The sequence below is a fragment of the Microbacterium sp. MMO-56 genome (genome assembly GCF_037146215.1).
In the GTDB taxonomy this organism is placed as follows: Bacteria; Actinomycetota; Actinomycetes; order Actinomycetales; family Microbacteriaceae; genus Microbacterium.
The window spans coordinates 110,786-134,084 of sequence record NZ_JBBCVW010000002.1; the positions used below are offsets into that span (position 1 = coordinate 110,786).

The 23,299-nt window shown below is 71.3% G+C and carries 21 protein-coding genes; 14 read left to right on the forward strand and 7 right to left on the reverse strand.

What is annotated here, in order from left to right; genetic code table 11:
• Positions 1–83: 83 nt before the first annotated feature.
• The 6 genes from WFI00_RS02220 to WFI00_RS02245 all read left to right on the forward strand — a co-directional run bounded on the left by WFI00_RS02220 (position 84) and on the right by WFI00_RS02245 (position 5,834).
• Positions 84–974, forward strand: coding sequence for a carbohydrate kinase family protein (locus WFI00_RS02220; protein ID WP_336630930.1), 891 nt, complete (start codon positions 84–86; stop codon positions 972–974).
• Positions 975–978: 4 nt separating this feature from the next.
• Positions 979–1,833 carry a tRNA pseudouridine synthase A gene (locus tag WFI00_RS02225; protein WP_336630931.1) on the forward strand — a complete coding sequence of 285 codons (855 nt, stop codon included), beginning with the start codon at positions 979–981 and terminating at the stop codon, positions 1,831–1,833.
• Positions 1,834–1,921: 88 nt separating this feature from the next.
• Positions 1,922–2,611 (forward strand): endonuclease/exonuclease/phosphatase family protein, encoded by a 690-nt coding sequence (locus WFI00_RS02230; RefSeq protein ID WP_336630932.1) that lies wholly within the window; start codon positions 1,922–1,924, stop codon positions 2,609–2,611.
• Positions 2,612–2,768: 157 nt separating this feature from the next.
• The gene (locus tag WFI00_RS02235; protein ID WP_336630933.1) at positions 2,769–3,377 is read left to right on the forward strand and encodes a hypothetical protein; all 609 of its coding nucleotides are present in this window, start codon (positions 2,769–2,771) and stop codon (positions 3,375–3,377) included.
• A gap of 118 nt (positions 3,378–3,495) precedes the next feature.
• Positions 3,496–4,215 (forward strand): fructose 1,6-bisphosphatase, encoded by a 720-nt coding sequence (locus WFI00_RS02240; protein WP_336630934.1) that lies wholly within the window; start codon positions 3,496–3,498, stop codon positions 4,213–4,215.
• A gap of 125 nt (positions 4,216–4,340) precedes the next feature.
• On the forward strand, positions 4,341–5,834 hold the full coding sequence (locus tag WFI00_RS02245; RefSeq protein WP_442928285.1) for a glycosyltransferase family 2 protein: 1,494 nt from the start codon (positions 4,341–4,343) through the stop codon (positions 5,832–5,834).
• A 216-nt stretch (positions 5,835–6,050) separates the two neighbouring features.
• On the opposite strand, the gene WFI00_RS02250 is transcribed toward WFI00_RS02245, so the two are convergent.
• The 5 genes from WFI00_RS02250 to WFI00_RS02270 form a co-directional block, all read right to left on the reverse strand.
• Entirely contained in the window at positions 6,051–7,121 is a 1,071-nt protein-coding gene (locus WFI00_RS02250) for a response regulator transcription factor (RefSeq protein WP_336630936.1), read from the reverse strand.
• Positions 7,122–7,191: 70 nt separating this feature from the next.
• Positions 7,192–8,202: a glycoside hydrolase family 6 protein gene (locus WFI00_RS02255; RefSeq protein WP_336630937.1), complete on the reverse strand. Its 1,011-nt coding sequence runs from the start codon at positions 8,200–8,202 to the stop codon at positions 7,192–7,194.
• Between the two features lie 61 nt (positions 8,203–8,263).
• Positions 8,264–9,391, reverse strand: a complete 1,128-nt coding sequence (locus tag WFI00_RS02260) for a hypothetical protein (protein ID WP_336630938.1) — start codon at positions 9,389–9,391, stop codon at positions 8,264–8,266.
• On the reverse strand, positions 9,388–11,076 hold the full coding sequence (locus WFI00_RS02265) for a sensor histidine kinase (RefSeq protein WP_336630939.1): 1,689 nt from the start codon (positions 11,074–11,076) through the stop codon (positions 9,388–9,390). Before WFI00_RS02265 ends, WFI00_RS02260 begins: the two co-directional genes overlap by 4 nt.
• Complete coding sequence (locus WFI00_RS02270) at positions 11,073–12,740, reverse strand: sensor histidine kinase (protein ID WP_336630940.1); 1,668 nt, start codon at positions 12,738–12,740, stop codon at positions 11,073–11,075. The genes WFI00_RS02265 and WFI00_RS02270 overlap by 4 nt, the downstream gene beginning before the upstream one ends.
• Positions 12,741–12,808: 68 nt before the next feature.
• Here WFI00_RS02270 and WFI00_RS02275 point away from each other — a divergent pair, with 68 nt between their 5' ends.
• Positions 12,809–13,171, forward strand: a complete 363-nt coding sequence (locus WFI00_RS02275) for a response regulator transcription factor (RefSeq protein WP_336630941.1) — start codon at positions 12,809–12,811, stop codon at positions 13,169–13,171.
• On the opposite strand, the gene WFI00_RS02280 is transcribed toward WFI00_RS02275, so the two are convergent.
• Positions 13,116–13,619 carry a VanZ family protein gene (locus WFI00_RS02280; protein ID WP_336630942.1) on the reverse strand — a complete coding sequence of 168 codons (504 nt, stop codon included), beginning with the start codon at positions 13,617–13,619 and terminating at the stop codon, positions 13,116–13,118. The two genes, WFI00_RS02275 and WFI00_RS02280, sit on opposite strands and share 56 nt — an antisense overlap.
• Positions 13,620–13,751: 132 nt before the next feature.
• Between WFI00_RS02280 and WFI00_RS02285 the strand changes: the two genes are divergently transcribed.
• The 5 genes from WFI00_RS02285 (at position 13,752) to glmM (ending at position 19,224) form a co-directional block, all read left to right on the forward strand.
• Entirely contained in the window at positions 13,752–15,470 is a 1,719-nt protein-coding gene (locus WFI00_RS02285; RefSeq protein ID WP_336630943.1) for an ATPase, read from the forward strand.
• A gap of 136 nt (positions 15,471–15,606) precedes the next feature.
• Positions 15,607–16,545, forward strand: a complete 939-nt coding sequence (locus WFI00_RS02290) for a UTP--glucose-1-phosphate uridylyltransferase (protein ID WP_336630944.1) — start codon at positions 15,607–15,609, stop codon at positions 16,543–16,545.
• A 357-nt stretch (positions 16,546–16,902) separates the two neighbouring features.
• Positions 16,903–17,349 (forward strand): 50S ribosomal protein L13, encoded by a 447-nt coding sequence (gene rplM / locus WFI00_RS02295; RefSeq protein WP_336630945.1) that lies wholly within the window; start codon positions 16,903–16,905, stop codon positions 17,347–17,349.
• 27 nt (positions 17,350–17,376) lie between these two features.
• Positions 17,377–17,874 carry a 30S ribosomal protein S9 gene (gene rpsI, locus WFI00_RS02300; protein ID WP_336630946.1) on the forward strand — a complete coding sequence of 166 codons (498 nt, stop codon included), beginning with the start codon at positions 17,377–17,379 and terminating at the stop codon, positions 17,872–17,874.
• A 6-nt stretch (positions 17,875–17,880) separates the two neighbouring features.
• Positions 17,881–19,224: a phosphoglucosamine mutase gene (glmM, locus tag WFI00_RS02305; protein ID WP_336630947.1), complete on the forward strand. Its 1,344-nt coding sequence runs from the start codon at positions 17,881–17,883 to the stop codon at positions 19,222–19,224.
• Between the two features lie 80 nt (positions 19,225–19,304).
• On the opposite strand, the gene WFI00_RS02310 is transcribed toward glmM, so the two are convergent.
• Entirely contained in the window at positions 19,305–20,249 is a 945-nt protein-coding gene (locus WFI00_RS02310; protein ID WP_336630948.1) for a Ppx/GppA phosphatase family protein, read from the reverse strand.
• Positions 20,250–20,334: 85 nt separating this feature from the next.
• Here WFI00_RS02310 and coaA point away from each other — a divergent pair, with 85 nt between their 5' ends.
• Both coaA and glmS read left to right on the forward strand, forming a co-directional pair.
• Positions 20,335–21,282, forward strand: a complete 948-nt coding sequence (gene coaA, locus WFI00_RS02315) for a type I pantothenate kinase (protein WP_336630949.1) — start codon at positions 20,335–20,337, stop codon at positions 21,280–21,282.
• 115 nt (positions 21,283–21,397) lie between these two features.
• Positions 21,398–23,260, forward strand: coding sequence for a glutamine--fructose-6-phosphate transaminase (isomerizing) (glmS, locus tag WFI00_RS02320; RefSeq protein ID WP_336630950.1), 1,863 nt, complete (start codon positions 21,398–21,400; stop codon positions 23,258–23,260).
• The last annotated feature ends 39 nt before the right edge of the window (positions 23,261–23,299 follow it).

A 23,299-nucleotide genomic window follows, 5' to 3' on the forward strand; every position in this document is an offset into this window, starting at 1 on the left:
GCAGCATCCCAGTGTACGGACCCCTGCTGTGCGTGCGGACCGCCGACTAGGTCGAGGGCGTCCGCGTCGGGTAGGACTGGAGTATGGATGCAGAGGTGCTGGTGATCGGCGAGGCGCTGATCGATATCGTCGAGACCCCGGACGGGGATCGAGAACTGGTCGGAGGGAGCCCCGCCAACGTCGCGGTCGGACTCGCGCGGCAGGGGCACGCCGTGCGTCTGCTGACCCGACTCGGGCGCGATGACCGGGGGACGCGGATCGCCGCGCATGTCCACACGTCGGGTGTCGGGGTGGACGAGCGGTCCTGGGCCGACGAGCCGACCTCGACGGCGCGGGCGCGCCTGCGGGCCGACGGCTCGGCCGAGTACGAGTTCGCGATCGCGTGGGACGTGCCGGTCTCGCCGCCCGCGGGGCTGCGGGCCGTGCACACCGGGTCGATCGCGCTCTTCCTCGAGCCCGGCGGCGCCGCGGTCCTGGAGACGCTGCGGGCTGCGGCGGGCGAGGTGCTCGTGAGCGTCGACCCCAACATCCGTCCCGCCCTCGTCGGCGACCGCGAGGCCGCGCTCGCGCGGTTCGCGGACGCTGCCGCGTCCGCCGACCTGGTCAAGCTGAGCGATGAGGACGCCGCGTGGCTGTACCCCGGCATCGACGCGGAGGGGGTGCTCGAGCGCATCGCCGGCTACGGCCCGCGTCTGGTCGTCATGACCCGCGGCGCGGACGGCGCGATCGGTCGCGGGCCGGGGGGAGTGGTCGCCGTCCGTCCCCTGTCCGTCTCCGTCGTCGACACGATCGGTGCGGGCGACGCGTACATGGCGAGCCTCGTCTCGAGCGCGCTCGACGACCCCGCGGTGTTCGAGGACGCCGAGGCGTTCGCGCGCGCTCTGCGCCGCGCCGCCGTCATGGCGGGGATCACCGTCTCGCGCGCGGGGGCGAACCCGCCCACACGCGACGAGATCGACGCGCGGCTGGACTGAGCCGGTGCGTCTGCGCCTCGACATCTCCTACGACGGCACCGACTTCCGCGGGTGGGCGCGCCAGCCGGGCCTGCGCACCGTGCAGGGCACGCTCGAGGCGGCGCTCGGGCGGATCCTCGGCGGATCGCCGCAGCTCGTCGTCGCCGGACGCACGGATGCCGGTGTGCACGCGTCGGGTCAGGTGGCCCATCTCGACCTCACCGACGCGCAGCGTGAGCGTCTCGAGAAGGTGCGATCCCCGCAGCAGGGCGACAGGCCGCGCGCCGAGGCGCTCGCCGCGCGGCTGAGGGGCGTGCTCGGCCCGTACCCCGACGTGGTCGTGCACCGCAGCGCCGAGGCACCCGCCGGGTTCGACGCACGCTTCTCGGCGGTCTGGCGCCGTTACGCGTACCGGGTCGCCGACCTCGACGTCCCCTACGACCCCTTCGAGCGCGCACGTACGACGACGGTCGCCGCGCACCTGGACGCGGCGGCGATGGACGCCGCCGCCCGCTCGCTCATCGGTCTCCACGACTTCGCCGCCTACTGCAAATGGCGCGAGGGCGCGACGACCATCCGCACGCTCCTGGAGTTCGGCTGGCGACGCGACGCGGACGGGGTCCTCGTCGCCGAGGTCAAGGCCGATGCGTTCTGCCACAGCATGGTGCGGGCACTCGTGGGCGCCTGCGTCGCCGTGGGGGAGGGGCGGATGGATCCCGCGGACGTCGTGGCGATCCGCGACGGGGGCGTGCGCACGAGCGACACGAAGGTCCTCGCCGCGCGCGGACTGACTCTCACCGAGGTGGGCTACCCCGCCGCCGCGCTCCTCGCGGCGCGCGCGGAGCAGACCCGCGCACGGCGCTCGCTGGACGCCGACTGAGACCCGGGCGAACGGCACGGGAACTCTCGGGCACGCCTGGGCGTCCTCACGGGGTACGCCACGGCATCCGCACTATGCTGGCGCCACGATGAAGGTCATCTCCTACAACCTCAACAAGCACAAGGCCGTCGGTGAGCTGGATGCGCTGGTCGAGTCGACCGACGCCGACATCCTGTGCCTGCAGGAAGCCGTGACCGAGAGCCTCCCGCACGAGATCTCCGGGCTGCACCTCGTCGAGGCGACCGCGAACAACCGCCTGGGGCTCGCCGTCTACCTCCGGCGCAACACCTTCGTCCCGCTGGAGGCGCGCACACTCGCCCTGAAGAAGTCGCTGCACGACCGCGTGCTCAAGCCCGCCGAAGAGCGGATGCTGGCAGTCCGGCTGCGCGACATCGACCTGGGGCGCGAGATCATCGTCGCGAGCTTCCACGCGGCGCCGCTCACGGCGCTGAACTCGCTGCGTCGCAAGCAGATCACCGCCGCCCTGGACGAGCTGTCGATGCTCGGCGACCAGCTGCCCATCCTCATGGTCGGCGACTACAACTATCCGGTGTTCAAGGAGAACCTCGGCCAGAGGGTGCGCGACGCCGGATACGAGCTGAGCCTCAGCGACTCCCGCACGTACACGCGGTACAAGGTGTTCCGCGGGCACTACGACTTCGCGACGAGCGTCGGGTTCGACATCGACACCATCACGACGCTTCCGCAGGGCCGCAGCGATCACCTGCCGATCCTCGTGACGGCGAGCCCGAAGGCCGTCGCCGTCGCCGTCGCCTGAGCGTCCGTCGGCACCCCCGGGATGCCGGTCGCGCACCGCTGTCACCGCTATCGTGGACGTGCGTGCTCCTCGTCGACCGATGCGGTGCACGGAACACCCCGCTCGATGCGTCCCGTGCCCGCACGGGACCCGTCGATACGCCAGACGGAAAGGGATCGTGGTGCGAGAGCGCGGCATCCGCATGGCCCTCGGGGCCACCACCTTGACACTGTGCGCCGCACTGCTGACCGCCTGCGGCCCGGCCCCGTGGGATGCCGGCGCGACCACTCCGTCCCCGTCGTCGTCCCCCACGGCCGTCCCGACGCCCGTGTCGAACGACCTGTCGGGCGGGTCGACGCAGCGCACGCTCACGGCGGGAGCCGTCACCGCGACCGTCAACTACTGGTCGACGCTGCGCATGGATCGGTGGACGGCCGACGCGGTGAAGCCGCTCAGCGTCTCGATGGTCACGACCGTGACGCCCAATGACGGTCAGAAGGTCTTCCTGCAGCGCGCGACGATGACGGCGATCCCGGCGAACGCGAGCTCGGCGTTCGCCCCGCTGGACCCGCAGGTCGACCAGTCCACCGTGTCGCCCGGGTACCTCGTCCTCGACCCCTACAGCTACTCGAACTCGTTCAACATCGGCACCGTGCCGGCGGAATCGACGTACATGACGGTCGAGTTCGTCTACGACTTCCTCGTGCAGACGACGCCGACGTCGAGCGAATACGCGAAGCAGACGGCGACCGACACCCTCACGATCGCCGTCGCACCGGCCGGATGACCCCGTTCCCGCATCGATGGGCGCCCTGAACGCCCCGAACCTCAAGATCGTGTAAAGACGACGTCGAGATTCCCTGAAGTCGTGCGAATCGGGCGGTCGGCACTGTCAGCATGAGGTCATGCCTTCCTCCTCCCGCTCCCTCCGAGTGGCCGCCGCCGCCGCGACCGGCCTCGTCGTGATCGGTGCGCTGACGGGCTGCTCCCAGGTCGCGAACGCGTTCAACGGGCTTCAGCAGAACGTCGTCGCCACTCCGACGCCGCCGGCGTCGACTGCCGGCCCCAGCAAGCCGTTCGACTCGTCCTTCACCTACGACGGGTCCGTCTCGCTGTCTTCGGAGGTGGCCGACGGCCTCGAGGTCCGTCTGGACGTGTGGGCGGCAGACCCGAAGCGCACGCTGGAGTGGGCACCGGGCAACGACAAGACCTTCGGGTTCGCGGTGAACGTCTACGACCACCGCGTCGATGAGAAGGCGGTGCTGACGCAGAAGCGTCGCGTGTACCTGTCGCTGGTGAACATCACCTCGCAGGTCTCCCAGTCCTCGGTCGGAGCGCAGCAGCTGACGGCGCCGTTCCAGTTCTCTGCCGATCCGCGCACGCTCGTGCCGACGGATACTCTGCGCTCCGACCGGGGGCTTCTCCTGAACAGCTATCAGGGCGGTCTGCTCGTCCCGTCGACGACCATCCATCAGCTCCCCGCCGACACGTACGGCATCACTCTGCAGTTCGCGCTCCAGGTGTGGGTCGAGGGGACCGCCGACACCGACTCGAGCTTCGCCCAGCAGACCGTCTACCAGGTTCTCCCCGTCGCGATCTTCACTCCCGACGCGCCGACTGGCTAGTCTGACTGCACCCCCTGTCACCCCCACCCCAAGGACCCAGCGTGAACACCCCCTTCGACTCCGGACGGCCCGCGGCCGACCCGCTGCACCCCGCCGCACCCGCGGCCGGGCCGGCGGCAGCGGGCATGCCCCCCGGCGCGGCGGGCATCGGCGGCACCGGCGGTGGGGCGAGACCCTACGCATCCGAGGCCCACGACGCAGCGCTGCAGCCCGTCGAGTTCGGCATCCCCGACTACGACGACTTCTCCTCGGTGCTCGAGCACACGACGGTCCACCGCTCGACCATCGGGTGCGTCGTGCCCGCGTACAACGAGGAGGAGTCGATCGCCGATGTGCTGCGTTCGCTCCTCGGACAGAGCCGCGTGCCCGACGTGATCCACGTCGTCGTCAACAACACGTCGGACGCCACCGTCAAGATCGCCTCGGAGTTCAGCGGTCCGCACGAGATCACGACCGAGCTCGGCGAGCAGTTCACCGAGGTGTTCGTCCACGACATCGGGAAGAACCCCGACAAGAAGGTCGGCGCCCTGAACTACGGCTACGCCCTCGTGGAGGGCTACGACTACCTCCTCGGCGTCGACGGGGACACGATCGCCGAGCGCCGCGCGGTCGAGTTCCTGGAGAGCGAGGCGGTGTCGGACTCGCGCATCGGCGGCATCTCGGCGATCTACTCGATCGACGACAAGCCGATCCAGGGCGTCATCGCCAAGTTCCTCATCGCGGGCCAGCGCACGCAGTTCGCGGCCTTCAACCTGCAGAACCTCCTGCGCGGGCGCAACATGGCCGTCCTCGGCGGGCAGTTCTCCATCTTCTCCACGACGGCGCTGCGAGACGTGATGAAGGCGAACCACCAGAACTCGCCGTGGGTCAAGGACAGCGAGGTCGAGGACTCCCTCTTGTCGCTCCAGATCAAGAGCGCCGGATACCTCACGAAGATCAGCCCGTTCGCCCGTGCCGACGTCGGCGGGATGACGACGCTGAAGGGCTACGACGCCCAGCAGGTGAAGTGGACCTACGGGGCGATCGAGCTCATGTGGCCCGGCCAGCGCGGAGACACGAAGGGTCAGCCCTTCCACCCGAACCTGCGGCTGCGCTGGTTCGAGAACCTGTCGATGCTGACGAACCTGTTCGTGCGCGTCGCATTCCTGACCCTGCTCATCGCCTCGCTGTCGATCGGCGCCTTCGTGTTCTCGGCGTGGTGGCTCATCCCGCCGGCCGTCGCGGTGCTGCTGAACATCCGCGTGGCGCGGGCGATGGAGGCGTGCGACACGCGCGATCTCCTCTTCGCCTGCCTGATGTTCCCCGCGGAGATCTTCATGTGGATCCGGATCAGTCACTTCCTGCGGTCGTGGACGAGATTCCTCTCCCGCAAGAAGGTCGACAACTGGGCCATGCAGGCGAAGGCCGAACGAGGTGGCGGCAGCATCGGGCACTGGGTCCCGTTCATCATGCTCGTCGTGGTCGCCGCCGCGCTCGCTGCGATCTGGACTCTGCTCAGTCCGGTGACGCAGTCGGCAATCCTCTGGGTCGGATGGCCGGTCGTGGGCGTGGTCACCGTGCTGCAGACGGTGTTCATGTCGTTCAAGCTGTTCCAGCGTCACCAGGGGTTCAAGGTCTGACGGCTGGAAAAGGATGGGTCGGGCGGTCGGGGGGCCGTCCGGCCCGCGGGGAGTGGGCGTTGGGGGGACGCTCCACCCGCGGCGGGGCACTGGGGAGCCCCGGCGGGGGGATGGGCACTGGGGGGTGCCCGTTCCGCGAGGGTGGGTGGTCGGGGGGCCACCCACCCCGCAGCGGAGCTGCGGTGGTGGATCCACCCCGCGAAGGCGCGAGCCGTCTCAGGCGGCGTGCTCCGAGGTCAGTCGGTATCTGACGCCGCGGACGGTCTCGATGTAGCGCGGGTTGGTCGGGTTGTCGCCGAGCTTGCGACGCAGGTTCGTCATGTGGGCCTCGATGGCCCGCTTGTCCGCGTCGCCGACGAAGTAGCTCGTCACGTACGACTCGCCGCGGAGGACCAGCGTCAGGTCCGCCTTGCTGCGCACGCGTCGCTTGGACTCCATGAGGGTCGCGAGCAGATCGAACTCCGTGCGGGTGAGCTCGAGCTCGTGGCCCCCGATGACGGCGCTGCGCTGATCGGAGTTCACCGACAGATCCCGGTGGGTCACCCATCCGGGGCCGCCGGCGACCACACCGCCGCCCGTCGCCGGCGCCACGTCGGTCCCGGGGACCTGCGGCCCTGCGCTGGAGGGCACGACGATCGGCACGGCCGCCGGCGCGGGCGCGGCGAAGGCGCGACCGTCGTCGAAGCTGTACGCCAGATCGCTCAGGGGGACCTCGGCTGCCGGCTGCGCGTACGTCGCCGGTGCAGGTTCGGGATAGCCCGGATACGCGGGGTAGCCCGGCATGCCGTACCCGGGCTGTCCCGGCGCGACGGCGGGCGCCATCGCGGGCGCACCCGGCCGCGCACCGGGGAACGAGGGGCCGGCTATGTCCTGGCGGGGAGCCGCCGCGGGTGCCGGGCTCGCCGCTCGAGGGCGACGAAGCAGCGTGTCGATCCTCGCGCGCAGCTCACGCGGGCGGAACGGCTTGACGATGTAGTCGTCCGCGCCGGCGCCCAGGCCCACGACGACGTCGGCCTCCTCCTCGAGGCCGGTGATCATGATGATGAAGGTGTCGCTCTGCGCACGGATCCTGCGTGCGGCCTCGAACCCGTCGATCCCCGGCATGTTCACGTCCAGCGTGGTCACGAGCGGCTGGTACGACGCGACCGCCCGTACGCCGTCGATTCCGTTGCCGACCGACACGGTGGAGAAGCCGGCGGCCTCGAGGACTTCGACGATCAGGTGACGGATGTCGGGATCGTCCTCGATGATGACAGCCGTCTTCAGGGGCAACGCGGAATCGGTCATGGCCCGGTCATCTCCATAGGGGGGTGGGGAGCGAGGTGAGCCACAGTCTAGCCACCGCCGGCCGGGCCCGTCAGCGCACGTCGCGGGTCAGCTCTGCCGCCGCCTCCGGCCACCACAGCCCCGCGGCCGGGCCGCCGTTGCAGGCGCCGTCGCTCTCGCCGGGCGGCTTGATCCACAGATTGGTGTCGACGACGTCGTCCCCGTACGTGCCTCCGGCCGGTCCGACGCGCTGACCCGGGGGATTGCACCACTGCGCTCCCGCCGTGGCCGTGCCGTTGCGCGAGGTGTCGATGAGCGCATGGGTCCCGCCGAGCCGTGACGACAGGGCGTGGGCGTACTCGAACTCCGCGTGCGTGGACTGGTAGTTCGAGACGTTGGTCGCGACGCCGCGCACGCGGTCGATGATGCCCATCTGGCCGATGAGCTGCGCCATCTCGTCCGGGCTGTGCCACGAGCTGTGCCCCCCGTCGACGTAGATCCACGTGCCGGTCGACGACAGGGCGTCCACCGCGGCCGACAGGTAGCCCGCCCGCGAGGCGATGTCACCGCACTCGGAGGCGAGGGCGATGCTGTCGGGCTCCAGCACGACGATCTTCTGCACGTCGGGCGCGGCCCGCAGCGCGTCTCCGATCTCACGCACCCAGACCGGGTAGTCGGCGCCGTCGAGGCCGCCGGCCGAATGGTTCCCGCAGTCCCGGTCGGGAAGCCCGTAGACGACCATCGCGGCGGCGCGGCCCTGATCGCGCGCCTGCGCGACCAGGCTGACGACGGTGCGCCCGGCGGTCCCGATCGGATCCTGCTCCGGGGTCAGCCAGTACGCGGTCGGCTGCGTCGCGAGGTACTCGGTCGCGGCGGTGGCATCCGCATCCATCGTGAGGGTCGCCAGCGCGACGCGCGCCTTCGACTGGTCGGGGGCGACCGTGACGGTCCCGACAGCGGGGGCATCGGCGGTCAGCACGTGGAACCCGCGCACGATCGCGAAGCCGAGCGCCCCCAGGAGGACGAGTACGAGGACGAGCAGGACGGCGCCGCCGACGATGAGGGTGCGCGGCGACAGGCGCCGCAGCAGAGGGGTTGCCACCTGTGCACTGTACCCCGCTGCACCGGGGGACGCGTTCGACGCACGGGGACCGACCGCGCGCTCAGAAGGCGGCGACCGCGTGCTGCCACCGATCCCCGCCGGCCAGCTGTGCATCGTCGGCCGCACCCGACGCGGTGCGGGTGAGCACGTCGAGGTCGTACCCACAGGTCGACACGCTCGCCCATCCGATGCTGGCCGACAGCCGCACGGCGATCGACTGGTGCGCCTCGACCGTCGACACGCGGTCGAGGATGTCCCGAACGACCGGACGCACCGCCGGATCGTGGCGGGGCAGGAGCACGACGAACCGCGTCGCATCGACCTGGTGGATGTCGGCCTCGGCGGGCAGTGCCAGCACGACGTCGTCGGCGAACCGCTCGACGACGCGGCCGAAGGCGAGGGTGTTGGACGCCTCGCGGAGCGCGACGGGGTCGTCGAGCCGGATGTCGAGCAGCGCCCACCACGTGTCTCCGCGTCGTTCGGCGCGGACGAGGCGCTCCTGCGCGACGCGCGCGAAGTCCGTCGTCCCGGCGGATTCGGCGCGCACGGCGGACTCGCGGCCGAGCTGAAGGACCGACACGAGCGCCGAGACGAGGTAGATGACGCTCATCGCGGCCGCGTCCGTCACGACCGTGTCCGGCGCGACGCACGCGAGGGCGGCGGCGCCCACCGGCTGGAGGAGACCGGTGACGATCCACACCCCGGCGAAACCGGCGCACAGCACGCTCGCGAGGGCGAACGGCGCCGTCGCCATGAGCGGCGCGGAGCGCAGGGCGATCGCCTCGATCGCGGTCGTGACGAGGAGCACCACCGCGACGGCGAGCGCCGAGCGCTCGAAGGCCTCCGGCCCGGCCAGCCCGTCGACGACGGCGAGACCCGCGGTGGCGAGGAGGGCGCCGACGACGGAAGGGACCAGGAACACCCTCCGGCGTCCGGCGCGCACCCGGAGGCCGACCCAGAACATGGCGAGCGCTCCGAGCACGAACCCCGCCGCCAGGGCTCTGAGCAGCGGCAGACCGCTCTGGGTCCCCGCCGCGGCGACATAGCTCGCGACCATGGCGCAGGTGAAGGCGATCGACCAGATCGCCGCCTCCCGGCACGGGCGGGGCAGGAAGCCGACACCGATCATGATGACGGTGCACAGCGTCGTGAGGGTGATCAGGATCGGCTGCGTGACGGCCTCGGTCACCGCGCACCCCCTTCGGTGGGATCGTGGTCGTCGGATTCCGGCTGCGCTCGCGCGGTCGCCGTGGATCCCGGTGCGAGCGGGAGCGTGACGGTCGCCGTCGTCCCCTCGCCCAGGGTGCTCGAGAGGGAGATCGAGCCGTGGTTCTGCTCGATGATGGTGCGCACGATCGACATGCCGAGGCCCGTGCCCGGGATGCCGCCCGCGGTCGCGCTGTGTGCGCGGAAGTAAGGGCGGAACACGTTCTCGAGATCGCTCTCGCCGATCCCGATGCCGGTGTCGGCGACGGTGAGCACCGCTCGCCCCGCCTCCGGCGCGGAGCTCACCCGCACGGTGCCTCCGCGCGGCGTGTACTTGATCGCGTTGCTCACGAGGTTGTCGACCACCTGCCGCATCCGGAACGCATCGCCGGGGACGAGGAGCCCGCTGGGGGTGTCGCGGACCAGCCGGATGTCGGCGGCCGCGGCGGCAGGCGCGAAGGCCTCGGTCGCCGCGGTCGTGATCGCGGTCAGGTCGAACCCGTCTCCCGCCTCGACGGGGCGGTTCGCGTCGAGCAGGGAAGCTGTCAGCGCGAGCATCCGCTCCGCCGCGCCCTCGATCAGGTTGACGTGCTCGCGCTGCGACGCGGTCAGGGTCTGGTCGTCGAGCAGGAGGTCGGCATGACCGAGGATCACCGTGAGCGGGTTGCGCAGTTCGTGCGAGACGGCGCTCGTCGCCGCGCGCTGCGCGCGGCGACCGAGTTCGGTCGCCGTGACGTCGTCGAGTTCGATGATCGTCCGGTTCCCGTCGCCGGGCGCGGTCCGCGGCCGGATCGACAGGGAGAGGGCCCGCCACTCGCCGTCCGCGTCGTAGATCCACAGCGGCTCGTGCCGCGCGCGCTCGCCGCGCGCCGCCCGGGCGAGGGTCGTCTCCTCGCGCGGCAGGGCGACGCCGCGGTACGCGGAGTACTCGACGGCGCGCGCCGGATGGCGGTCGTCTCCGTCCGCGTACCCGTAGAGCGAGCGGTAGGCGCTGTTGGTGCGCTCGATGCGCCCCTCCGCGTCGACGATCGCGAGCGCGGTGCCGATCGCGTCGAACAGCCGGGTGGACTGGCGCTCCTGCGTCTTGGCGCGCGTCAGTGCACGGTCGAGCTGGCGCGAGTTGCGCCGCAGCAGGTGGCGATAGGCGCGCGCACGCCGCGACCCCTGGATCGTCGCCACACCGAGGAAGCCGAGCGCGAGCAGCACGATGACGACGTCGAGCGGTGCGGCGCTGTCGGCGCCCGGAACCCACCAGCGGGCGACCTGGAGGGCGAGCACGAGCGCGAGCGCGGCGCCCACGGACGCCGCGGAGTAATAGGTCGCGATCCACGCGATGGGGATGATCCACAAGAAGCCGAGGGCGTGCTGCGTCGTGGACAGCAGCCCGATCGCCACGGTGTTGACGAAGGGGAGCACCAGGGCCCAGCGAGGGGCCCGCGCCCACGGTGTCACCAGCGCGACGGCGGTCGTCGCGGCGGTGAGCACGAGGCCGGCGGTGAGCCATCCTCCGGCGAGGTCGGCGGGCGAGAGCATGGCGACCACGACGCCCACGGTGACGACGCTGAAGGCGACGACCAGCTGCCACTGCCAGACCGAGCGCACGATGGTGCCGAGGAGCTGGGAGTCGTCCCAGCGGCTCCACTCGCCGCCGTCCTCCCGCCCGCTCATCGCCCGCTCTCCCCGTCGTCGCTGCGTCGCAGGAGCAGGGTCGCCTTCGTGCCCTGGCCGGGGCGGGAGACCAGGGTGACCTCTCCGTCGTTGCGGCGTGCCAGCATCCGGGCGATGGCGAGTCCGAGCCCGGTGCCCGGCATGGCGCGCACCTCGGCCTGCTCACCCCGATAGAACGGTTCGAACGCCTGCGCGAGCGTGTCGGGCGCCATCCCCGTGCCGGTGTCGGAGACCGTGATCATGACGTCGCCCCCGACGGCGACGGCGTCGATCCCGATGCGGCCGCTCGGCGGTGTGAACTTCACCGCGTTCGAGAGCAGGCTGCTCAGCGCGCGCTGCGCGTGGGTCAGGTCGGCGCGCACGGTGAGGTCGCGGGTGCGGGCGATGGTCACCGTGATCCCCTTGCGGGCGGCGGCTCCGGCGTGCACGTCCACGGCGCAGGAGACGAGGTGTGCGACGTCGACGTCGACCAGGACGGGCCGTGTCGATCCCGAGCGGGTGAATGCGAGGAGGTCGTCGAGCATGCCCGCCAGTCGGCCGGTGTTCCGGTGGATCGCATCGACCCACGCCCGCGTCTCGTCCGGCAGCTCGGCGTGGTCGCCGAGCAGGTCGGCGTACCCGGCGATGACCGTGACCGGAGTGCGCAGCTCGTGGCTCGTCGTGGACAGGAAGTCCTCCCGCTGGCGGTCGAGGTCGTAGCGGACACGCAGGGTGGCGGCCGTCGCCCGCGCGGCCTCGGCGCGGGACTCCGCGGCATCCAGGGCACGCTGGGCGTTCTCGAGGGACTCGCCGCGTCCGGCGACGATCGCCACCGTGAGGATCGAGATCGCGCACAGGAACGCGACGACGCTGATCGCCATCGCCGAGACGTCGATGTCGGGGACGACGTACTCCGGCCAGTTCGCCGCGACCAGCCCCAGCGCGCCCGCCGCGATAAGCAGCGCCTCGATGTGGGCGATGACGGGGGGAAAGCGCAGCGCCGCCCAGACGAGCGGGAGGAAGACCAGGAAGCCCAGCCGGAAGTCGGCGAGCGGCCCGAATCCGATGATCAGAGCGAGGGCCGCGACGACGATCTGGACGACGAGCTCGCGCCGGTCGACCGTCTGCCGGGGCCGGGGAGCGAGCAGCACGAGCGGCGTCGTGAGCAGGATCGCCGACAGGTGCGACGCCGCCGTGAGCACGGCGGTGCTGATGAAATCCGCCGTTCCGGCCGCCGCCGTGATCCCGCCCGCGGCGAGGCCCAGCGTCACCGACGACACGGTCGCGGCGACGGCGAGGCGGAGGGAGTCGGCCGTCGTGCGCAGCCGCGCGTCGGTCCGTCCGTGCAGCAGCACCCAGAGGAAGAGGGCGATCTCGAGCGCGTTCACCGCACCGAAGGCGAGCGCGAGCACCGGCGGACGCCCCGCGACGAGGTTGCCGAGGGTCGTCGCCGCGAACACGACGAGCAGCACGGCGGGCCGGCTCCGCCGCGGCACGACCAGCGCCAGACACGCCGCGGCCCCCGAGGCGGGCCACCACAGGGCGACCGCCAGAGTGGGCGTCGTGATCGCGATGCTCGCCGCGGCGAGCGCGAAGATGAGAGCGGTCCCGGGCGCCCAGACGGCGAGCCCGCGCCACCGACGCGGTGCTGCGCGGGCGACGCGATCCGGCGCGGAACCCCTCATACGCCTTACGCTAGTGGTTCTGAGGCGGAGGTATCTTCCGACGAAAGCCGCCTCTGTGGAGCGGGATCATGGCGCACGTGCTGGTAGTCGAGGACGACGGTGACGTCGCCGAACTCGTGCGCACGATCCTCGCCAACGCGGGCCACTCCGTGGATATCGCCGTCGACGGCCGCTCCGGCATCGTCGCGGCGGGCGCCGTCCACCCGGACCTCGTCGTCCTCGACTGGATGATGCCGGGCATGACGGGCGTCGAGGTGTGTCGTGTCCTCCGACAGGACGGGGACTTCGCCGACACGCGGATCATGATGCTGACGGCCAAGTCCGCACCGGACGATGTGGCGACCGCGATGGCCGCCGGGGCGGACGACTACGTGGTCAAGCCGTTCTCTCCCCGGGATCTCCGGACGCGGATCGCCGCGCTCCTGTCCTGACGGACTCGACGAGCGCGGCGACGGCCATGCCGGCGCACGCCCCCGCGGTGTTCGCGATGATGTCGAGCGTGCTGGGGGTGCGTGCGTGCAGCGCCACGGCCTGAACCGTCTCGATCGTGACGGTGGCGAGGATGGCGAGCGGCAGCACCAGCCACCGTCGATCGCGCAGCACGAGCGTCGCCAGCAGACCCACGGGCACGAAGAGCAGCACGTTGGCGGCGAACTCGATGCGTGAGTAGGTGAGCAGGGGCACCAGCGCGTGGATGGCGCGCAGCAGCGGACGCGCACCGGCGTCCACCGGGGTCGGCCAGAACGCGATCGCGGCCAGCGCGACCCCGTACGCGAGCAGCCAGGCGCCGGGGCGGCGCAGGACTCCCGTCCGCCGTCGGTCCGTCTCCGGCGACGGCAGGGGAGGCCGCGGGGGGATGTCTGGCTCGTCGGGGTGCATGGCGGCTCCTGCCGGGTGGAGTGGGGTGCGGATGCCGCGCCGCTGCGACGGGGGAGGAGGAGACCTGTCTTCCGGCCCTGCCGCGCGGTGGGGAGGAATGGATAGGCTTGCGACGACTATAGGGGCGTAGGGATGTCGCAGATGCGTCGGCTGGGCCGCGTCGGACAGCGCGCGGGAGACGCGGTGGCCGCCTTCGCGGACGCGGCGGGCAGCGGTCGCTTCTTCACGCTCTGGAGCGCGCTCGCCTCGTTCGCGGTCGCCGTCGTGCTCCTCGTGCCGGTGCTTCCCCGTGGTCTGGACGGGTACGCGCACGGCATGGCGGCCTCCGCCGTGGGGTGGTCCGTGCTGGCGATACCGGTGCTCGCGGTCGCCGCGGCGGAACGCCGCATCCCTCGACGACTCGCGCGCATCGTGATGGTGAGCGCCGCACTCGTCGGCGTCGCGGTCGCGCGCCCCTTCGTCAACGACGCGGTCGTGCTGTCGATGTTCGACATCGAATCCGACGGGCAGCTGGTGTCGCGGGTCGGGACGAACCTGCTGGTGGTCGTGCTCCTCTTCTCGTTCGTCGCGGTGATCACGACGCAGGATCGCACGGCTCGGACGATCTCCGCGCACCTCGCCCTCGCGCTGGCTCGCTCCCATGCCGCGCGGCGCGAGCTCGACGACGAGGAACAGGAGAACGTCCGCCTGGTGCAGGCGACCGTCGACGAGCTGCGCGCCGCTCGCGACCGGCTGCTGGAGGGGCGGATCGACTTCGAGGCGGTCCGGGACTACTCGGCCCTCGTGCGGGCGGCGAGCCATCGGCTCGACCATCTCTCGGAGAAGCCTGCCCCCGTGCCGGTCCTCGACGAGGGCGTCGTCGCCCCGGATCCCCCCAGACCACGCCTGGTCGACGCGCTCGTTCCGACGCCGTTCCTGCTCGTCGGCCTCGTCTTCGCCTTCGTCTGCGCCCCGTTCGCCCTCGCACGGGGCGGCGTCCTCGTCCTGGCCGCCGCACTGGGGTGCATCGTCGTCATCGACCTGCTCGCCGGTTGGCTTCTCCGGGTGCGGCCGGATCGACGCGGCCGACCCGCCGCCCGAGCCTTCGTCCTCGCCTGGACGGGCGGTGGCGCGATCTCCGCGACGGTCGCGGCGGCGCTCCTTCCCGGTTCGGGTCTGCTCCTCGTCGTGCCGATGTGCGCGCTCCCCCTGACCGCCGTCGTGATCGCGGTCGCTCTCGACGCGCGCCGACGGGTGCGGGCGGAGGAGCGCGCGTCGACGGACCGGCTCGCCGGCGCCGCGCGCGATCTGGCGGACCGCATGCGCGCCGCGCGCGAGCCGCTCCGGCACGCCGCGGGCACCCTGCACGGCCGCGTCCAGGGCCGCTGCGTGATCTTCGCCGCCATGGTCGATGAGGCGCCTCCCGCCGAGGCGGCGGTCGACCGATTCCGTGCCGAGACGGACGCCGCACTCGACGAGGTGCTCCGTCCGGCCGCGGACCCGGCCGTCGGCGTGGTCGACGAACTGGGTCGCACCCTCGCGGGGTGGCAGCCGCTCCTGCAGCTCGACACCCGTGTGTCGCCGGAGGCCGTGGGCCTCCTGAGCGAGCACGGGGCGGTGTCCGTCGTCGCCGAACTCGTCAACGAAGGCCTGGTCAACGCGGTGAAGCACTCGGATGCCCGCGCGGCGCGCATCGATGTCACGGTCGAGCCCGGCGGCGTCCGGGTTCGCGTGGCGTCTCCCGGGGAGCTCCCGCGCCCGGTGATGTCGACGCGCCGCTTCGGCGGTCGAGCACTCCTCTACCAGGACGCGGAGGGCGTCGTGCTGGAATCGACCGTCTCGCCGGCCGGAATCCTGACGCCCTCCGCCTGATCGGCCACGGCGGGACGGCGCAACGCCGCCGTCCCGTCCCGGACATGCGCCGGGGGTGCCGCTATGCTCGCCTTGAGTCGGGCCCCCTCGCAGCGAAGAACCTTCCCCCACGCCCCGTCTCGGAGTTAGGAGCACGATGTCTGCGCCGTACAAGGCCGTCATCCCCGCCGCCGGACTCGGCACGCGATTCCTTCCCGCCACCAAGGCGATGCCCAAGGAGATGCTGCCGGTCGTGGACAAGCCGGCGATCCAGTACGTCGTCGAGGAGGCGGTCGAGGCGGGCATCCGCGACGTCCTCATCATCGTCGGACGCAACAAGAACAACATCGCGAACCACTTCGACTCCGTGCCCGAGCTGGAGTCGGCTCTCACCACGAAGGGCGACACCGCCAAGCTCGGCAAGGTCTCGCACTCCTCGCGGCTCGCCGACATCCACCTCACGCGCCAGGGCGACCCCCGGGGTCTCGGGCACGCCGTCTTCCGGGCGAAGTCCTACGTCGGCTCGTCCTCCTTCGTCGTGATGCTCGGCGACGACCTCATCGACGAGCGCGACCCGCTGCTGTCCACGATGCTCGCGGTGCACGAGCGCACCGGGGGAGCGGTCGTGGCGCTGATGGAGGTGGACCCGGCGCAGGTCCACCTCTACGGCGTCGCGACCATCGGGGACACGCATTCCGACGGCTCCGTGCGGATCCTCGATCTCGTGGAGAAGCCGGCCGTCGGGACGGCGCCGTCGAATCTCGCCGTCATCGGGCGCTACGTCCTCCCGCCGACGGTCTTCGACGTCCTCGAGCGGACCGAACCCGGCAAGGGCGGCGAGATCCAGCTCACGGACGCCCTGCGCGAGCTCGCCACCGACCCCGACGGTCCGGGGGTCTACGGCGTCGTCTTCGGCGGTCGCCGCTACGACACCGGCGACCGCGTCGACTACATCAAGGCCATCCTCCAGCTCGCCGTGGACCGCGACGATCTGGGCCCCGAGCTGCGCCCCTGGCTCAAGCAGTTCGCGGCGGGGATCGACCTCTCCGAGGATTCCTCCGGCGCCTCTGCGGTGCAGAACGGCTCCGGCCAGTAGTCTGTATGTAAGAACCACCGTGGGCTCATCGCCCTCATCCCCCCGAACCCCCGGTAGTGTCCCCACACGACCGGTTGACAGTCGCCGACCCCCCGCGTGCGGCTGTCAGGCCGAGGGGCTGGAGCATCCTCCGGCCCCTCGGCGTCTCTCTTCCTGCGGCTTTCCTGTGCTGACGTCGCCGTCCGTTTCGCGTCGGCGTCGTCATGGCGTAGACTCGACCTTTGGTGTCCGGCTCTGCTGAACCGTCCACCGCGAACGTGAGCCCTCCACTGGCGTCTTTCCCGGCCTCGTCCGACGAAAGCACCCCGGAGCGGGATTCACGAACCTCTCCGTTCGATCCAAGAAAGCAGCACTACTGTGACGCGCACCTACACCCCCAAGGCCGGTGAAGTGACCCGTGAGTGGGTCGTCATCGATGCGACCGACGTCGTCCTCGGACGCCTCGCCTCGCACGCCGCGGCGATCCTCCGCGGCAAGCACAAGCCCACCTTCGCGAACCACATCGACACCGGTGACTTCGTGATCGTCATCAACGCCGACAAGGTCGCGCTGACGGGCCAGAAGCTCCAGAAGAAGATGGCGTACCGCCACTCCGGCTACCCGGGCGGCCTCACGGCGACCTCGTACGCCGAGCTCCTCGAGAAGAACCCGATCCGCGCCGTCGAGAAGGCGATCCGCGGCATGCTCCCGAAGAACAGCCTGGGCCGCCAGCAGCTGTCGAAGCTGAAGGTCTACGTGGGCGCCGAGCACCCGCACGCGGCCCAGCAGCCCACCCCGTACACCTTCGGCCAGGTCGCCCAGTAAGCGCGCCGAGAGACATAAGGACAACTCATGGCGAAGATCGCTGACTCCATCGAAGAGAACACCCTCGACAACGCGGAGAGCTACACCACCGAGAGCGTGGCCGTCGAGGCCGCCGCTGCTCCCCGCCCCGTGCTGTCGGTGCCCGGTGCCGCCGTCGGCCGCCGCAAGCAGGCCATCGCCCGCGTGCGCCTGGTCCCCGGCTCGGGCACCATCACGGTGAACGGCCGCACGATCGAGGACTACTTCCCGAACAAGCTGCACCAGCAGCTGATCAACGACCCGTTCACGGTGCTCGACCTCGCGGGTGCGTACGACGTGATCGCCCGCATCTCCGGCGGTGGCCCCTCGGGCCAGGCCGGCGCGCTGCGCCTCGGCATCGCCCGTGCGCTCAACGAGATCGACGCGGAGAACAACCGTCCCACCCTGAAGAAGGCGGGCTTCCTCTCGCGCGACGCGCGCGTCAAGGAGCGCAAGAAGGCCGGTCTCAAGAAGGCCCGTAAGGCTCCGCAGTACTCGAAGCGCTGAGTCTTCATGGCGCTGTTCGGAACGGACGGTGTGCGGGGCCTCGCGAACGGCTCCCTCACCGCCGATCTGGCGCTCACCCTGGCCCAGGCGACCGCTGTCGTCCTGGGCCAGGGCCGTATCGCCACGGCGCGGAAGGCCGCGGGTAAGCGGCTGACCGCCGTGGTCGCGCGCGATCCGCGGATCTCGGGCCAGTTCCTGTCGGCCGCGGTCGAGGCCGGGCTCGCATCCTCCGGCGTCGACGTGCTCGAGGCGGGGACGCTGCCCACGCCGGCCGCAGCCTTCCTCATCGACGACATCGACGCCGACTTCGGCGTGATGATCTCGGCCTCGCACAACCCCGCCCCCGACAACGGCATCAAGATCTTCGCCCGCGGGGGAGTGAAGCTCCCCGACATCGTCGAGGAGCGCATCGAGCAGGCCATGTCCGGCCCGAAGCTGCAGCCCACGGGCGGCGACGTCGGTCGCGTCACGCGGTTCTCTGACGCCGAGGACCGATACGTCCTGCATCTGCTGGCGTCGCTGCCGCATCGCCTGGACGGCCTCCACGTGGTCGTCGACTGCGCGCACGGAGCGGCGTCGGGGGTCTCGCCCGAGACGTTCCGCAACGCCGGCGCGAAGGTCACCGTCATCGGTGCCGATCCCGACGGGCTGAACATCAACGACGGCGTCGGATCCACCCACCTCGACAAGCTCGCGGCCGAGGTCATCCGCGTCGGCGCCGACGTCGGCATCGCCCACGACGGCGACGCGGACCGATGCCTCGCCGTCGACGCCGACGGCACCGTCGTCGACGGCGACCAGATCATGGCGATCCTCGCGGTCTCGATGAAGCAGCGCCGCGTCCTGCGCGCCGACACGCTCGTCGCCACGGTGATGAGCAACCTCGGCCTGCACCGCGCGATGGCCGCCCACGGCATCACCGTCGAGACGACCGCGGTCGGCGACCGGTACGTGCTCGAGCGCATGAACGAGGGTGGCTTCTCCCTCGGCGGCGAGCAGAGCGGCCACGTCATCATGAGCCGGTTCGCGACGACCGGCGACGGGGTGCTGACCGGGCTCCATCTGTGCGCCGAGATGGCCCGCACCGGCAAGACCCTCGCGGAACTGGCATCCGTCATGACGGTGTTCCCTCAGGTGCTCGTCAACGTCCGGGGCGTCGAGCGCACCCGTGCGACGGCACCGGACGTCATGGACGCGGTCCGCGAGGCCGAGGCCGAGCTCGGCGACAGCGGCCGGGTGCTGCTGCGCCCCTCCGGCACCGAGCCGATGGTGCGCGTCATGGTCGAGGCGGCGTCGCAGCCCGACGCCCAGCGCATCGCCGACGGTCTCGCCGACGTCGTCCGCGGCTGAGCCCGCGGATTCATGTCACGATCGGTCGCTTGCCGCGTGCCATGGCGACAGATTGCGCCACGAATCCGCGCGGATGCCGGTCAGGCGCCCGGTTCGGACCAGCTGAGCGACTCGATGTAGCGCAGCAGCACACCCTCGCGCAGCGCCCAGGGGCTGACCTCGAGCTCGTCGACGCCCATCACCGACATCGCGGTGTGCAGCACGACGGCCCCGGCGACGATCTGGAAGGTGCGGTCCGCCGTGATGCCGGGCAGCTCCTGCCGGGCGCTCGCCGGGAGGCGCGACAGTCGCGGGATCCAGGATCCGAGGGATGCCAGGGGCAGACGCCACCGCTCCTGCCCCGACCACCCGGGCGCCGGGTAGCCGGCGAGCTTCGCGAGCGAGCGGATCGCCTTCGAGGATCCGACGACGTGATCGGGACGGGGCTGACCCGCCATGAGCTCGGCCACGGGCGCCAGGGTCTCACGCGCGTGCGCGCGCAGACGGTCGACGGCCTCCTCCCCGGGAGGATCGTGCGGCAGGAACTCGATCGTCATCCGCCCGGCGCCGAGCGGGACGGATGCCGCGACGTCGGGCAGCTCGTCGCTGCCGGCGGCGAGCTCGAGCGAGCCTCCGCCGATGTCGAAGAGCATGATCTGCCCGGCCGACCACCCGAACCAGCGGCGGACGGCGAGGAACGTGAACCGCGCCTCCGACTCGCCGCCGAGCACCTGCAGGTCCTGACCGAGGGCCGCCTCGATCCGCTCGATGACCGCGGGACCGTTGGCGGCCTCGCGGACGGCGCTGGTCGCGGTGGCGAGCAGTTCCGAGACGTTCTCGCGCTCGGCGACGGCCCGCGCCTCGGCGACCGCCGAGACCAGCGCGTCCACGCCCTCGTCGCTGATCGAGCCGTCCTCCTGCAGGTAGCGCATGAGACGCAGGACCGTGCGCTTGCTGGTCGCCGCGAGCGGACGCCCGCCCGGACGCACGTCCGCGACGAGCAGATGGACGGTGTTCGAGCCGATGTCGAGGACTCCGAGGCGCACGGTCCGAATCTAGTGGGTCCCGGAGCAGTCACCGACCGCACCGGACGCGTCGGCCGGGACCGGGGCGGGCGCTAGAGTAAGCCCGATGTCCACCGAAGACGCGACGACCGACGTCGCCTCGCTGTACCGCGAGGTCGACCGGGCCGAGTGGGCGGCGCTCGCCCCCGGCATCCCGAACCCGCTCACCGAGACCGAGGTCGTCCAGCTGCGCGGCATCGGCGACCGCCTCGACCTCACCGAGGTGCGCGAGGTGTACCTGCCGCTCAGCCGGCTGCTGTCGACGTACGCGGAGAACACGAAGCGTCTCGGCGCCGAGACCTCCGCGTTCCTGCGCGAGCCCGACACGACGACGCCGTTCGTCGTCGGCGTCGCCGGATCGGTGGCCGTCGGCAAGTCGACCATCGCCCGCCTGCTGCGGGAGCTCATGAGCCGATGGCCGGGAACGCCCCGCGTCGAGCTGGTGACCACCGACGGCTTCCTGTACTCGAACGACGAGCTCGAGCGCCGCGGCATCATGCACCGCAAGGGCTTCCCCGAGTCCTACGACCGGCGCGCGCTCGTGCGCTTCCTCACGGAGGTGAAGTCGGGGGCCCCCGAGGTGCGCGCGCCGTTCTACTCGCACATGCGGTACGACATCATCCCCGACGCCCTCGTCACCGTGCGCCGCCCCGACGTCGTCATCGTCGAGGGGCTGAACGTGCTCTCCCCGCCCCCGACGCCCAACGACGTGGCGGTCAGCGACCTGTTCGACTTCTCCATCTACGTGGATGCGGACGAGGCCGACATCGCGCAGTGGTACGTCGACCGCTTCCTGGCGCTGCGCCAGGGCGCGTTCTCGAACCCGAGCTCGTTCTTCAGGGTGTTCGCCGAGCTGTCGGATGCCGAGGCCGTCGACACCGCGATGGGGTACTGGAACGACATCAACCTCCCGAACCTGCGCGAGAACGTCGCGCCCACGCGGCACCGCGCCACACTCGTGCTCGAGAAGGCCGCCAACCACACGGTGGAGACCGTCCTGCTGCGCAAGCTCTGACGGCGGCCGGGCGGACGCGCACCGGTCCGTACCGACGGCCCGGGCGGCGATATCGACGGCCCGGGCGTCCATTTGTGAGGAGTCCGCGCAAACCGCGACGCCTACCATGGGGCGCATGTGTGGAATCGTCGGATACGTGGGCCCGAGGGACAGCCAGGCCATCCTCATCTCGGGATTGGCGCGGCTGGAGTACCGGGGATACGACTCCGCCGGAATCGCCGTGATCGACGCCGACGGCGACCTCGACATGCGCAAGCGCGCGGGAAAGCTCCAGGTTCTGCGCGACGATCTCGCGGCCCACCCCATGCCCGACGGGACGACGGGGATCGGTCACACCCGGTGGGCGACGCACGGGGGGCCGACGGATGCCAACGCGCACCCGCACCTCGCCGACGACGACCGGCTCGCGGTCATCCACAACGGGATCATCGAGAACTTCGCCGAGCTCAAGGCGGACCTCGTCAGCCTGGGCTACACGTTCCGCTCCGAGACCGACACCGAGGTGGCCGCCGTGCTGCTCGGGCACGAGTACCGGGCATCCGGCGACCTCGTCGCCGCCTTCCGGTCCGTCGTCGCGCGCCTGGACGGCGCCTTCACCCTGCTCGCGATGCACCAGGACCAGCCCGGCCTCGTCGTCGGCGCCCGGCGCAACTCGCCGCTCGTGATCGGCCTCGGCGAGGGGGAGAACTTCCTCGGATCCGACGTCGCGGCCTTCGTCGAGCACACCCGCAACGCCCTGGCGATCGGCCAGGACGAGATCGTCGCGATCACCCCCGGAGGCGTCGAGGTCACCGACTTCGCGGGGAACGCCGTCGAGACCTCGCCCTTCGAGGTCGTCTGGGACGCCTCTGCCGCGGAGAAGGGCGGATGGTCGTCCTTCATGGCGAAGGAGGTCTCCGAGGAGCCGGAGGCGGTCGCAAACACGATCCGCGGACGCCTGCGCGTCGGCGAGGAGGGCGGCGAGGTCGTGATCCCCGAGCTCGACGGGCTCGACGACCTGTTCACGGACATCCGCCGCATCGTCGTCATCGCCTGCGGGACGGCGGCCTACGCCGGACAGACCGGCAAGTACGCCCTCGAGCTGTGGACGCGCATCCCGGTCGACGTCGAACTCGCCCACGAGTTCCGCTACCGCGATCCGGTCATCGGGCCGGACACGCTGGTCGTCTCGATCAGCCAGTCCGGCGAGACGATGGACACCCTCATGGCGGTCAAGTACGCGCGCGAGCAGGGGGCCAAGACGCTGTCGATCTGCAACACGCAGGGCGCGACCATCCCGCGCGAGTCGGATGCCGTGATCTACACCCACGCCGGGCCGGAGGTCGCCGTGGCGTCCACCAAGGCCTTCGTCGCGCAGATCACCGCCCTGTACCTCCTCGCCCTGCACGTCGGCCGGCTGCGCGGGGTGCTGACGCCCGCCGAGTCGGCCGATCACGTCCGTGAGCTGGAGGCGGTCCCCGCGAAGATCCAGCGCGTGCTCGACGAGGAACAGGCCCACATCGAGCAGTTCTCCCGCTGGATGGCGGACACCCAGTCGGTGCTGTTCCTCGGGCGCCACGTCGGCTACCCGATCGCGCTCGAGGGCGCGCTCAAGCTCAAGGAGATCAGCTACATCCACGCGGAGGGCTTCGCCGCCGGCGAGCTCAAGCACGGACCGATCGCGCTCATCGAGCCGGGCCAGCCCGTGTTCGTCCTGGTGCCCTCGCCGCGGGCATCCGCCGAGCTGCACAAGAAGGTCGTCTCCAACATCCAGGAGATCCGTGCCCGGGGCGCCCGGGTCATCGTGGTCGCCGAGGAGGGGGATGCCGCCGTGCTGCCCTTCGCCGACGAGGTGCTGCGCATCCCGCTCGCCGGACCGCTGTTCGAGCCGCTGCTGGCCGTTGTGCCGCTGCACGTGTTCGCGATGGGCCTGGCGACGGCGAAGGGCCTGGACGTCGACCAGCCGCGCAACCTCGCCAAGTCCGTCACCGTCGAGTAGGCCGCCGCGGCGGACGGCTGCCGCTGCCGCTGCCGTTGC